Source organism: Christiangramia aquimixticola, assembly GCF_048285835.1.
GTDB classification, from domain to species: domain Bacteria; phylum Bacteroidota; class Bacteroidia; order Flavobacteriales; family Flavobacteriaceae; genus Christiangramia; species Christiangramia aquimixticola.
This window is the reverse complement of record NZ_JBLVTL010000007.1, coordinates 4,901-18,592: the sequence shown is the minus strand read 5'-3', so window position 1 is coordinate 18,592 and position 13,692 is coordinate 4,901. Positions and strand designations below refer to the sequence as shown.

Annotated in this window: 11 protein-coding genes; 6 read left to right on the top strand and 5 right to left on the bottom strand. The window is 38.4% G+C overall.

The features are described from left to right. Positions 1 to 112: 112 nt before the first annotated feature. Positions 113 to 2,488 carry an alpha-L-rhamnosidase-related protein gene (locus tag ACNKXV_RS12945; RefSeq protein ID WP_417908163.1) on the bottom strand — a complete coding sequence of 792 codons (2,376 nt, stop codon included), beginning with the start codon at positions 2,486 to 2,488 and terminating at the stop codon, positions 113 to 115. A 123-nt stretch (positions 2,489 to 2,611) separates the two neighbouring features. Here ACNKXV_RS12945 and ACNKXV_RS12940 point away from each other — a divergent pair, with 123 nt between their 5' ends. The 6 genes from ACNKXV_RS12940 to ACNKXV_RS12915 all read left to right on the top strand — a co-directional run bounded on the left by ACNKXV_RS12940 (position 2,612) and on the right by ACNKXV_RS12915 (position 7,181). Continuing rightward, entirely contained in the window at positions 2,612 to 3,646 is a 1,035-nt protein-coding gene (locus ACNKXV_RS12940) for an alpha/beta hydrolase (RefSeq protein WP_417908162.1), read from the top strand. Between the two features lie 65 nt (positions 3,647 to 3,711). Further along, complete coding sequence (gene pyrR, locus ACNKXV_RS12935) at positions 3,712 to 4,266, top strand: bifunctional pyr operon transcriptional regulator/uracil phosphoribosyltransferase PyrR (RefSeq protein WP_417908161.1); 555 nt, start codon at positions 3,712 to 3,714, stop codon at positions 4,264 to 4,266. Continuing rightward, positions 4,259 to 5,191, top strand: coding sequence for an aspartate carbamoyltransferase catalytic subunit (locus tag ACNKXV_RS12930; RefSeq protein WP_417908160.1), 933 nt, complete (start codon positions 4,259 to 4,261; stop codon positions 5,189 to 5,191). Before pyrR ends, ACNKXV_RS12930 begins: the two co-directional genes overlap by 8 nt. 33 nt (positions 5,192 to 5,224) lie before the next feature. Next, positions 5,225 to 5,557 carry a ribonuclease Z gene (locus tag ACNKXV_RS12925; protein WP_417908159.1) on the top strand — a complete coding sequence of 111 codons (333 nt, stop codon included), beginning with the start codon at positions 5,225 to 5,227 and terminating at the stop codon, positions 5,555 to 5,557. A gap of 34 nt (positions 5,558 to 5,591) precedes the next feature. Continuing rightward, positions 5,592 to 6,500 carry a ribonuclease Z gene (locus tag ACNKXV_RS12920; RefSeq protein ID WP_417908158.1) on the top strand — a complete coding sequence of 303 codons (909 nt, stop codon included), beginning with the start codon at positions 5,592 to 5,594 and terminating at the stop codon, positions 6,498 to 6,500. Positions 6,501 to 6,674: 174 nt separating this feature from the next. Continuing rightward, positions 6,675 to 7,181 (top strand): CAP domain-containing protein, encoded by a 507-nt coding sequence (locus tag ACNKXV_RS12915; protein WP_417908157.1) that lies wholly within the window; start codon positions 6,675 to 6,677, stop codon positions 7,179 to 7,181. Between the two features lie 166 nt (positions 7,182 to 7,347). On the opposite strand, the gene ACNKXV_RS12910 is transcribed toward ACNKXV_RS12915, so the two are convergent. The 4 genes from ACNKXV_RS12910 to ACNKXV_RS12895 all read right to left on the bottom strand — a co-directional run. After that, entirely contained in the window at positions 7,348 to 8,814 is a 1,467-nt protein-coding gene (locus ACNKXV_RS12910; protein WP_417908156.1) for a S41 family peptidase, read from the bottom strand. Positions 8,815 to 9,089: 275 nt separating this feature from the next. Next, on the bottom strand, positions 9,090 to 10,955 hold the full coding sequence (locus tag ACNKXV_RS12905; RefSeq protein ID WP_417908155.1) for an OmpA family protein: 1,866 nt from the start codon (positions 10,953 to 10,955) through the stop codon (positions 9,090 to 9,092). A gap of 15 nt (positions 10,956 to 10,970) precedes the next feature. Beyond that, on the bottom strand, positions 10,971 to 11,882 hold the full coding sequence (locus ACNKXV_RS12900) for a PorP/SprF family type IX secretion system membrane protein (protein WP_417908154.1): 912 nt from the start codon (positions 11,880 to 11,882) through the stop codon (positions 10,971 to 10,973). 13 nt (positions 11,883 to 11,895) lie between these two features. Continuing rightward, a partial coding sequence (locus ACNKXV_RS12895; RefSeq protein WP_417908153.1) for an Ig-like domain-containing protein occupies positions 11,896 to 13,692 on the bottom strand: 1,797 nt, incomplete at its 5' end.

Sequence of the window (13,692 nt, the reverse complement as noted above, 5' to 3'; positions counted from 1 at the left end):
GAGAAATTTGGGATTCACCATAATAATCATTTGTAGCTAAGATACAATAATACTGTATTTGGTTAAAAGACTGGTTCTAAATTAAAAATTCAGGATATTAGGTTTAACATATTTACTGAAGTTTCCTTTCTAAACTAAATACATTTTCACTGGTGGTTATACTAAAGTTATCTTTAGTCACCTTCTCGGTATTGTCAAAAATATAGGTGCCGGCAGGAAGAATTATCTTTAACTTCCAGTTCTTATCTGTTTTGATAAATTTCCAGGTTTCGGTATTCATTTCTCTTTTATAAAAAACCGAAACTTTATTGTCGGCAATTTTTACGTTCTCAAGATTAGCATATTCCCATTCTGACGGCAATTGAGGTTGTACAGTTATCAATTTATCCGGCGCATAAGGTTTGATACCGAAAAATTGCTGAACGATGGGAACCGCAAATGAATAAATATTCCAGGCCTGGGTCATCATGCCATAATCCGGAGAAACTTCATACATGCTGCCGGGCAGGGCATAACTGAAGGATTTTGTCATTCTTTTTAAGTAATCCAATGCGCCATCAGGATTGCCATAATTATTTTCAGCAATTGCCTGCACCCCGGTAGGGAGTGTCATCACTGCTCCGGTATATGTGAAAACCTTACTGCCGGTAAATGAAGATTCTTCGTCCTTAACTTTTTCGTCCCGGTCTATTCCGGTTACAAAAACTCCAAAGGGATTGATGTAATTTCTGGCAGTTTTTAAAGCCAGGGCGGCTTTATCTTTATCGGCGATTCCCATTTCCATAGGAGTATTAACCACCCAGTTATGATGCAGCACAAATGGTCGGGAGTTTGGAGATGGATTTGCCGAGATATAATTTTTTGTCTGTTTCAATTCCTGAACGGACCAGGGTTTGTTTAGAGTATCTGCCCTTATCAAAGCATCGTCAATTAATCTTAAGGCCTGCTCATCGGTTCCAATGAAATCTGCGAATGACTGAAATTCATCAGACCAAAATTCATCATTGATTTTATTCTTTAATAATTCGGCTGTTTCCGCATATTCCCGTGATAAAGAATCTTGTTTTAGAATTGTGGCCATTTCAGCGGCATCTGCAAATGCTCGTTGGGTGTAAGAAGCCACATCCACCATTTCACTATCCATACCGTGGATTTCCATCATCCCGAATCCATCAGGAAACAAATTATTGTTAGTGTCATTTTCTTTCATCAACCAGTTAAGACCTTTTACAATTGTAGACCAGTACTTTTTTAAAAAATCTTTATCTCCGGTCCATTTATAAACCTCCCAAATGAGGGAAGCGAATTGTGGGGTTTCATTGATATTTCCTTTATTAAAAACTGCCCCATTGGTTGACATTTCATGGATAATCCTGCCATTGGCGTTCACTTTATTTGAAACGCTGTCCAAAAGTTGAATGGTATTAAAAACGGCTTCAGTCTGTCCAACGGCCATATAACCTTTTAAGGCATATTCACTATCAACTCCAAACCACCAGGGGTAATCGGGGATTCCGGCGGTTATTCCCGAGCCAATTTCAGGAACTTCCTGCACCAGCCAATCGGCGTTATATTTTAACCATTCAAATGTTTGCTGTAGCTTTTTGTCTGGAATGGTCAATTTTGATCTCTGAGATAGATCAGCGTATTTTTTATTCTTCTGAAGAATTTCTGTTTTTATATTTTGCTTTAGAAAACTGTATTCTTTTTCTGCCTCCGCAAGGGATTTGTATGAGGTCCCAATGAAAAAGTTGAGGGTGAATTTTTTACCCGGTTTCAAGTCTATATCATAAACCAGCTGGCCGCCGGTACCTTTACCCTTGTATGAGCTTGAGATCGAATTAACGGCAACCGGTGGTTCCTGAGATCCAAACAAAGCGAACCAGGGATTGAGCTCATCCTTAAAAATAAAAGCGTTTTTACTATCCTCAAAATTACCCGAATCCTGCCCATCAATCATATTGGTTTTTTCTCCTAGCCAAGTAGGGCGTAGATCGGCAAATACATCCAATAAAAATTGGGCTTTCATCTTACGGTCCCCGGTATTTTCAAATTCGTATTGAATAAATGTCCCCTGTAAGGAATCGGGTACGAATTGCCAACGATTAATTTTTAGGTCATTGGTTTTAAGGTTATAAGAATGTTTTCCTGCTGTTGGATAATTGGTGAATTTTTCTGCCTTATTTAATTTTAAGGTATCGCCGGAAGAAACTATCCGGGCGTTCATCCCATCAAAAATTTTAATTGGATGGTTCCAGATCCCGCCCATTTCATCCTTAATATGCCAGCCCAGTTCAGGGAAATTCCCATCCTGATGCCCTACTAAATACATTCTGTTTCCTGCAGTTACAAAAGGAGAAGCTAAATACTCCTTCTTACCTTCAATTTTAGGCTGATTGTCCATAAGGCTGTCCATAACTGGTATTTCCTGGGCATAGATGTTATAACATTTTAAAAGCAGGGCAGCGATAAGTAAAATGGGCTTCATAAGGATATTCAAATTTTAAAGAGGGCAATTAAAATATGAAAAGATTTCTTAACGAAGCTGGGTATAATGGGATTTCATATTAATTTGGGCTTCTTTTAAAGTTATGGAAGTAATTAGCGAAATATGAAGAAAAGATACTGGTTCCTTTTAGTATTTATTATTGCAATTATCATCACTTGGTTTTCGGGACCTGTACCACAGGAACCCACATATCCTAAAGATCTGCCGCAACTTCCAACCAACCTTGCCGAGCTTGAGAATTATATACGTAATCAGGAATCTTCTCTGCCTGTGCGGGAGGATAATGAAGCGAGAATTATTTTTCAGGGTGAATCACCTGAAGTTACCGAGTACAGTATTATCTATTTACATGGTTTTGCCGGAAGTTACCGGGATGGTTATCCTGTGAATGTAAATATTGCCGATACTTTAAATGCCCATATATACCTGGCCCGTTGGGCAGGGCATGGATTGATTCCTCCTGCTTCCCTTGAAAACTTTAACGGTGAAAATGCCTGGGAATCGGCGAAGGAAGCCTTAGCCATTGGAACCATGATTGGAAAAAAAGTGATCATTATGAGTACCTCTACAGGAGGAACCCTGGCTTTTAAGCTGGCGGCAGAATATCCAGATCGGGTACATGCTTTAATTAACATGGCGCCTAATGTCGAAGACGATCAGCCGGGGACTTTTGTATTGAACTCCCCCTGGGGATATGAAATTGCCGACCTTATATCTTTCGGAAAAAATAAAAAGATTGAACATGAACAGGCTATTGCCCGCAAATACTGGGATACGGTTTACCCATCCAGAGCTTTGGTAGACTTACAGGTACTGGTAGAAACTACTATGCTGCCACAAACTTTTAAAAATGTAAAGTGTCCTGTACTTACACTTTATTATCATAAAAATTTTATGGAGGAAGATGAACATGTAGAGGTTGATATATATGAAGATTCCCATGCCTTACTGGGAACCCCGAAGGAACTTGTAGCCCTCAAACCGTTGGACACCCCGGGAACTCATTTTATAGGAAGCGATATAAAATCAAAGGACATAAATATAGTAGAGAAGGAGATCATTGAGTTTTTGAAAAATAAGCTTAAAATAGATCTGGGAAATATAAAAAAGAAGTCCGTAGAGCCGGTTAAAAGCTGAACCTTTAATTGTCCCTTCCAATCTCAAAAAAAACATTACTTTTGTTCCAATCTACAAACAGTTTTATGAGCCGTAAAGTACTCCTAGACTCAAATCAACTCAATATTATTCTGCATCGGTTGGCTTGTCAGTTAGTAGAAAAACACACAGATTTTAAAGAAACAGTCCTTGTTGGAATTCAGCCACGGGGAATTTTTGTAGCCGAAAGAATTCAGAAGATCCTTAGGGAAGAATATAATTTAACCGATTTAAAAACCGGTCAGCTGGATATTACTTTTTACCGCGATGATTTCCGAAGAGGAGAAAAACCTTTGGAAGCCAATAAAACCAGAATCGACTTTATTGTAGAGGATAAAAATGTGGTTTTTATAGACGACGTACTATATACAGGGCGAAGCATTCGTGCAGCTCTAACGGCCATCCAGTCATTTGGCCGACCCCAAGAAATCGAATTATTGAGCCTTATAGACAGGCGATTTAGCAGACATCTACCTATTCAGCCAGATTATAACGGGTGGCAGGTTGATGCCATAAATGATGAAAAAGTAAAAGTAAGCTGGAAAGAACAGGATGGAGAAGATGCTGTATATCTTATCCCAAAAGAAATAAGTAATGAATAGCGAATTAAGTGTAAACCACTTACTGGGTATTAAATATCTTCAACCAGAAGATATTGATCTTATTTTTAAAACCGCCGATCATTTTAAGGAGGTAATTAACCGACCCATTAAAAAGGTTCCGTCGCTTAGGGATATTACCATTGCCAATCTTTTTTTCGAGAATAGTACAAGAACAAGGCTTTCTTTTGAGCTTGCAGAAAAACGGCTGAGTGCCGATGTTATAAATTTTTCGGCAGCCTCATCTTCGGTAAAAAAAGGAGAAACTTTAATAGATACTGTAAACAATATCTTATCCATGAAAGTGGATATGGTGGTAATGCGGCATCCCAATCCCGGGGCAGGCATCTTTTTATCTAAACATGTAAATGCCAGTATTATTAATGCAGGGGATGGTGCACATGAGCATCCCACCCAGGCACTGCTGGATTCATACTCTATAAGAGAAAAATTAGGTGAGGTCCAGGGAAAGAAGGTGGTGATAGTTGGAGACATCTTACATAGCCGGGTTGCCCTTTCCAATATTTTTGCATTAAAATTACAGGGAGCAAGTGTAAAAGTTTGTGGTCCTAAAACTTTGATCCCAAAGCATATTGAATCTTTGGGGGTAGAGGTGGAGCCAGATTTAAAGGCTGCTCTGGAATGGTGTGATGTGGCAAATATGCTGAGAGTGCAGAATGAACGGATGGAGATTAGCTATTTCCCGAGTACCAGAGAGTATATAAAGCAATTTGGGCTTAATAAAAAACTGCTGGACTCCTTAAATAAAGAGATCGTGATCATGCACCCGGGTCCAATAAACAGGGGAGTGGAGATCACCAGTGATGTAGCAGATTCTGATCATGCTATAATTCTCGATCAGGTTCAAAACGGAGTGGCAGTTAGAATGGCTGTCATATATCTGCTGGCTTCAAAAATCAAGCAGTAGTAAGTTATATATTTAGGATTTAAGCGAAACAACATGAAAACAATAGAGAAGGAAAATTATCTTTTAATAGAACCTGAGGAAGCTTCATTAACAGATTTTACTTCTGCCCTAACTAAGAATCATTCCACTTTTAAAGAGAAGAATGTGATATTAGATCTACATAAGTTCAGGGAAATTATGAGTGAAAACCTGCTGTCTTTTTTGGAATTGTCTAATGTTCATCGCAACGAAAATAAAAGTTTTGTGATCGTAAATGACGCTCTTGGAATAGATGAACTCCCGGATGAACTTGTGGTTGTTCCCACCGTCCTTGAAGCTGAAGATATGATCCAGATGGATGAAATTCAGAGAGATCTGGGTTTCTAAATAATTAAACCCTATTGCTGAAATTCCCGGTTGTATGAAAATTACAATTCTTGGTTGCTATGCGGCAACTCCCAGAAGTTTTACCAATCCTACCGCCCAGGTTTTAGAAATGGGAAAGCAGCTGTTCCTGATAGATTGTGGAGAAGGAACACAGGTACAGCTTAGACGCAATAAGATCAAGTTTTCCCGGATAAAACATATTTTTATTTCCCATTTGCATGGGGATCATTTTTATGGTCTTGTTGGCCTGGTATCAACTTTCAGGCTCCTGAACCGGGAAAATGAACTTCACATTTATGGCCCTAAAGGAATTAAAGAAATAATTACCCTTCAGCTTAAGCTGGCAAATTCCTGGACTAATTTTCCTTTAGTTTTTCATGAACTCACTTCAAAGGAACCTGAGATCCTTATCGATAATGAACATATAACGGTAAGTACACTTCCTTTAAAACACCGGGTTTATACCAATGGTTATCTTTTCAGAGAAAAAGAAGGAGATCGCCGATTAATCGTTGATGAAGCGAGAAGATTGAATATTGATTTTACCCTTTTTAAAAGTCTTAAGAAGGGCAAGGATGTGGTTTCTGAAGACGGGGAGCTAATTCCTAACCATCTGGTTACTGAAGACCCACCGGAACCACTGTCCTACGCATTTTGCAGTGATACTGTTTATGATCCCGAATTAGTCCCGCTTATAGCTAATATTACCCTGCTATATCATGAGTCTACATTCCTGGATTCTGAAGAAAAATTAGCTTTTCCTACAAAACATTCCACGGCCAAACAGGCGGCAGCTATTGCTAAAGCCGCAAACGTTCAGAAACTGCTACTTGGCCATTACTCAACCCGTTACGATAATATTGAACTTTTCAGGACAGAAGCACGGACTATCTTCGAAAATGTGCTTTTAGCCGATGATGGAATGGAAATAGTCGTTGAATGACACTTTTTGTTTTTTCGTTAAAGTGCACTTTAACGGACTTCTGTTAATAAAATTACCGTAATTTCCTACAAAAAATGTTAAAAATGGGTCAATTTCTGACTTTTTTTTAGGTGACTGTGTTTTTAGTCGATAAATAGTGTACATTTAACTTCCCTGATCTTAACAACTGTACCTATGAAAAATTTTACTACTACCGGATTAATCTTATTTTTATGTACGTTTTTTCTTACATCTTGTTCTAAAGATAGTATTAATGACGAAGTTACCGGTTACAACCATGTGGTAACAACCTATGAGGTGTATAATTATAATGCGATAGAAGTCGAAATTCTTGAGGACTTAAACATTTACCGCAAAGCAAATGGATTGAATGAACTGCAACCTATTTCTGCTATTTCAATCGAATCTGAAGATCATAATAAATACATGATTCAAACAGGGACGGTAAGCCACGATAATTTTTCCAGCCGCGCTTCCCATTTAATGAATCAATTGGGTGCGGTTAAAGTAGGAGAGAATGTAGGATATGGATATAGAACTGCAGATGCAGTGGTAAATGCATGGTTAAAAAGTAAAGGTCATAAAGAAAATATAGAAGGTGATTATACTCACTTTGGAATATCAGTTAGGCAGGATGCCGAGGGTAAAAATTATTTCACGAACATGTTTGTGAAAAAATAGAAGTTTTGTTTTGTTTTCCCCCCGATCGAAAAAGGGTTCAGGCTAGAGGCTGACCCTTTTTTTTATTTTTTGATTTGTTAGCCGACAACAGTAGAATCAACAGAATGACTTATTAAACAAAAGACCGGACAGTTTGCCCGGTCTTTTGTTTTATATTACCTATACCTTATTTAAGGGTTGGTAATTCATCGATATACATCCTCTGAAAATTAAATTCGTTCATACCGCTTTCTCCTATGGCTGTGTAATCCAGAAATTGCAGTTTGGATTTAGCCTGAGAAGTTCTTCCCAGAATATCGTTTATAGCCAGATTTAATAAAGGCTCATCAGTTTCTCCCAGGACACCCATATCATTTAGATTTTCAACGTACTTAATATCCGGGTCCAGTCCGTTTACGAAATCTGTTTTCCCATTAGCATTGATAGATTTAAATACCAGTGGCTGCATGGCATAGGTATGATTTTTACTTGCTCCGGTTTTTCCAAAATCTTCACTGTCATATAAAGTAACCGAAGCCTGAAATTTACCCACTGTACGATCTCCTATCTGTTTTACATTTATATAGGGTTCAAGTCCGTTGATAATTAGCTCACTTGCAGAAGCACTTGATCCGGATGTCAATACATACACTTCGTTAAGAAAAAGGCTGTTGGTAATTTCTCCGGTTCTAATACTGTTATCAAACCGGTTGATCAGGGATTCCGGAGATTGAGCCTCATAAAAAGCCTGGTATTTCTCATTCCATTGTTCCTTCATAAAGATTTCTCCTTCAAATTGTCCTGTGATCATACTGGCCAGATCTTTAGCCGATTCTACAGAGCCTCCTCCATTATATCTGAGATCGAGAATAAGATTGGTAATACCTTCAGCTTTAAATTCTCCAAATGCAGCATTTAGTTCATCATCAAAGTTCCCGGTAAAACTGTTATACATTAAGTATCCAATCTTCTGCCCTTCCAGCTCATAGGTTTTAGTGATAAAAACAGGATTTTCAGTATAGGAGTTATCGGTGAGACGAACTACTTCATTTGTCATTATAATTTGATTGTCTTCAACGTATCCAACATTTATAGTGAATTCATTTTTGTTAATCAGCCGTTCAAAATTAGAAGGCGTCAATTTTTGACCATCAATCTCGGTAAAAATATTTCCTCTTTTTAATCCGGCATTTGCCGCGGAGGTTCCGGGTAAGATGTAACGTATAAAACCAAAAACATTTCCCGTATTGGATATTTGTCCTACACCAAATTTAATTCCGGTAGCTCCACTGGTACCCTGAAATCTTTCTTCAAGACTATTAAAATCGTCAGTAATAAAGCTGAATCTGTCCACGGAAGCAAGCAGGTTTTTAAAAAGGGATTCCGGGGAAGAGGAAGAGGCCAGGAAATCATTTTTTTCATTAGAATTTCCGAAATAATTATCGGCTAATTCCGGGACACTTGATTTGTAAAGGTATATTTCATTAAGCCCGTTATAAATGAAATTCTCAACTTCCAGTTCAGGATTTTGAGCAGTAGTATTTCCATTTTGAGTGCCGGAGGGTTTGCTGTCGGTTATTATATCCTCTTTAGAGCAGGATGAGAGCATGATTAAGAACATTCCGGCTAAGAAGAAGGGTTTAGAGTATCTCATTGAATTTTTAATTGATTAGGCGTTTAAAAATCGCGAATCTTACAACTTGTGAAGGTTTTAGTTCATCTATTGTGCCAAACAATGTTAAATCGTTAAAAGGGAGTCAGGAGAGTCATAAAAGCGAAAAAGGTCCGGGCTAGAGGCCGGACCTTTTTCTATTCAATCGAATTTGTTGGGGTCGATTGTTTTATAGAGGCTTATTTATTACGGGTATCCGGTAAAACCGAATGTAAAGGGGGGATAACAAATAAGCCTCTTTCAGAATAAGTTGGGGTTTATTCCATTTTTACTATTTTAAACATGGATCGTCGGTTTAACTGATGCTCTTCTTCAGAACAACGTTCACAATCTATAGCCGGTTTGGTTTCACCATATCCCTGGTATTTCACAATTCTTTCCGGTGCTATCCCTTTCGAAAGTAAATACTCATAGGTGGATTTTGCCCTTCTTTCGGCCAGTTTCTCGTTGTAAAAATTGCTTCCGCGGCTGTCTGTATGTGAATCAATTTCTATGACGAGATTTGGATATTTATCGATCATAAGAGTTACCAGTTTATCTAGTTCTTTAGCTGCATCTTCACGAATATTCGCTTTGTCAAAGTCAAAATAGATATTATCGATCTCTGCCAGATATTCTAAATTTTGAACCGGATTAAGTTCGATGTTATAGATCAACTCCTCTTTTTCGTCAACATCAAAAGTGCTGATCTTGCCGTTGAAAGTTTGGTAAGCGATCTCTTTGGCTTCAACCGGGAAATCCTCATCTCTGTTGATCCTGGTTTCAAAATTTCCTTCTTCATCGGTTTCCAGAAAGGCGATTTGTGTGCCTTCAGAATTCATGATACGTACTGTTGCAGCCGGAATTGGTTTTTCATTCACTGCATCGGTCACCTGTCCTTTTAAGGTTAGAGGATTTAGTTTGTTAAAGACAAAAATGTCATCACTTTTTCCTCCTCTGTTAGAAGAGATATAACCTTCTTTGGAATCGGTTATTTTAAAATATGCAAAATCATCGAGATTGCTATTTATAGGAGTTCCAAGGTTTTCTACAGTATTATCTTCAGGATCAAGTTTAAAAATATCAAACAGTCCTAATCCCGGATGACCGTTGGAAGAGAAAAAGAGAGTGCCATCTGTATCCATAAAAGGGAAGGTCTCATCAAATTCTGTATTAACAGGTTCTCCTAAATTTACAGGTTTTCCAAAAGTTCCGTCTTCAGATAAAACAGCTTTATAAAGATCTGTTCCGCCTAACCCGCCGGGCATGTCTGAAGCAAAATATATTGTCTTTCCATCGCCAGATAGAGTAGGGTGCCCAACAGAATAAAGATCACTATTGAAGCTAAGTTCTTTTATGTCTTCCCAGTTGTTCCCTTTTTTAGTCGCGGAATATAATTTAAGGTGGTTGGTGTTTTCCTTGTCTTTTTTACCTTCTCTGCGCCCAAGGAAATTATTCCTGGTAAAATAAGCGGTTTTTCCATCCGGACTTATTACCACCGGACCGTCATGAAGTTTCGTATTGATATCTCCGGAAATTGGAGTGATGGTTTTAGACTTTTTATCCTGAATGTATATATCAAGAAAAGGTTCTCCGTTCCAACGGTAGGTCTTTTTCTTTACATCCTCATCTTCAGCTCTGGCTGAAACAAAATAGATTTGATCATTCTGAACAAATACTCCAAAATCGCTGAATTCTGAATTGAAGTCGGCCGCTTGCACTCTGTATGTAAACCTGCTTTTGAACTCTTCTTTATTAAGCATGGCCTGAATATCTGCAGATATTCTGCCTTCCTCAAGATAGGTCTTTAACCAGGTTCTGGATTCTTCATAACGTTTTACCCCTCGAAGCGCCTGAGCAAATTTGTAATAATATTCCGGAGAGATGGTTGTATCTTTTATCACATCTTCATAATAGTAGACGGCATTCTCCGGACTACGGAGTTGCATATAAGCATCTGCAAGTTTCAGGGAATTGTAGGTAACCTTATAATCTTTCTCGATAAGATCTTTATAAACTTCAGTAGCTTCCAGGTAGGCGAAATTATTAAAGAGCCTGTCTGCCTTTTTTTGTTTTCCGCTTTGAGCCTGCAGCCCAATAGAGCAGCAAATAAGTAAGAGGAGGGTGGTGTATAATTTTTTCATTTTAGCCTGCTTAGTTTAAAAGAATCGGGGAGATTTGTATCGGGTATCTTTAGACCTTAGTTCATATATGAGAAGGATCTCGTGAGAACCTGAAGTATATGGTCTAATATCAGAAATTGGATATTCATAAGCATAGCCTGCACGGAATCCCGGTAACAACTGTATATCCAAAAATCCTCCAATAGCATCATCAACCCGGTAGTTTGCACCCAGATAAATACTTTCATCAAAAATGGCAGTAGCTGAAATATCAACGGAAAGTGGGGCTCCCTTGGTAGCCTTCAACATAGTTGTTGGTCTAAATTTTAAGTTAGGATTTAGATCGAAAACGTAACCTCCGGTCAGGTAATAATGTACCTGTTCTAAAGCCAGATATTCATTATACTCATTATTGTTATTATTTATCAGTTTTGGAGCTGAACCTCCTATATACCAGTTTTGGGCAGAAAGGTAAAATCCTATCCCAACATTTGGTGTCCATCTGTTGATCTTGTCTCTGAAAAATGGGTCATTCAAAACCTCTTGATCGGTAAAAAGTTCTTCTTCAATATGATAATAACTCATCCCGGCTTTAAGACCTAAGCGCAAAGTAACATCTGCACTCATATCAAGACGGTAAGCGAAATCACCATAGGTATAAGTATAATTCTCATAACCTGCATTATCATTGATTACAGAAAGTCCTAATCCCACTTTATCATTCCGCATTGGAGAGTGGATGGAAAAGGTTTGGGTCATTGGAGCTCCTTCAACACCTACCCATTGACTACGGTGTAAGCCTACAATGGAAAAAGCATCCCGACTCCCGGCATAAGCCGGGTTTATCGAGATTGTATTATACATGTATTGGGTGAACTGAGGAAGCTGTTGCGAAAACCCGGGGGTTGCAACAATCAACATCAATATGATTAAATATACTTTTTTCATAATTTCCCCTTTCTTATTTAGTTCCAAGATAGATATACCCTTGAATAGGTTTAAAATCACTATCTCTCATTTTCACTATGTAATAATAAGTACCTGCAGGCAGTTGGTTGGATCTGGTAACCGATTCCTGTGATTGTCCATCCCAGTTATTTTGGTAATTCTCTGCTTCAAATACTTTTGCTCCCCATCTGTTAAAGATCATAACGTCATAGATCAAGTCACATTGAACATCCTGGTCTACCATGAAGTAATCATTATTATTATCACCATTAGGGGTTACAACCTTAGAGATACTTGCTTTGATATCTGATAGTTCACAATTCAATACCTCACATAGATCATTTATAGTTACAGTCACATTGGTTTCACTCGGGCAATTACCATCTAATACATAAGTAAATGTATAAGTGCCTACTTCAAGGAACTTTGGATCTAAAAATTCATCATTCAGGGCACCGGTATTTGCAGGATCTACCCAGGTTCCGGATTTATCAATACCTTCCGGAAATAATTCAAATAGATCTTCAGGATCATCACCTATACACAGTTCTAGCGGTTCTGTCTCAATTTCTGTTGCTTGAGGCTCTTCAATTACAAGGCTCGTTGGAGCTGAAATACATCCATTACCAGATTCAGCATAGATCATGTATTCGCCAGGAACAAGGTCTTCGAAAATTCCATCATTTTCAGAATTTACTATTACTTCTCCAGCTTCATTTTTCAAATAATATGAGATTCCATCTTCAATTTCTATAATTATTGAAGCGGTAGGTAAATCACATGAAGCTTCATAAATCTCTAACACTACAGGAGCATCCGGAGTATCAGGTTGAGTTAATATTTCGATTGATACAGGTTCTGACTTGTATCCTTTAGAATCCATTGCTACTATGGTATAAATACCCGGAGCCAGCTGCTCGAAAGTACCCGTCGTTTCAAAGTTTCCTCCATTGAAACTATAAGTATAACCATCTATTGGGTCAATTACTATGGATCCTGTTGGAACCGAACAGTCTGGTTGTGTTACAGTGATCTGTGGACCATCAGGTTGCTTATCCACAGTTATAAATACAGTGGCATTTTCAGTAGTAGTCGAACCATCAGCATTAGTTACAGTTACGGTGTACTCGAACTCATCATTACCATAAAATTCAGATCCCGGGATATAGGTTATAGTTCCATCAGGATTGATAGTAGCAGTACCGTTGGCCGGAGTTGTTACACCGGTAATTTCGATATCAGTATTCTCGTTAAAAGTATCATTTTCTAATACTTCTACTGTTACCGAAGTGTTTTCCAGGGTGGTAGCATAATCATCCATAGCATCCGCAGTACCTTCAACGTTCACCGTTACTGTGGTAGTTTCAGTAGTAGTAGAACCATCTGCATTAGTTACAGTAGCAGTATACTCGAAAGTATCAGTTCCGTTATAATCCGGGTTAGGAGTATAGGTAACTGTTCCGTCAGGATTGATCACTACAGTTCCATTGTCTGGCTGAGTAACCGAAGTTACTTCAACATCAGTTGCCGGATCGTAAGTGTCATTATCAAGAACATCAATCACTACTGCTTCATCTTCAGAAGTTGTTGCATTATCTGCAACCGCATCCGGAGTACCTTCTACATTCACCGTTACCGTGGTAGTTTCAATAGTAGTTGATCCATCTGCATTAGTTACAGTAGCGGTATACTCGAAAGTATCAGTTCCGTTATAATCCGGGTTAGGAGTATAGGTAACTGTTCCGTCAGGATTGATCACTACAGTTCCATTGTCTGGCTGAGTAACCGAAGTTACTTCAACATCAGTTGC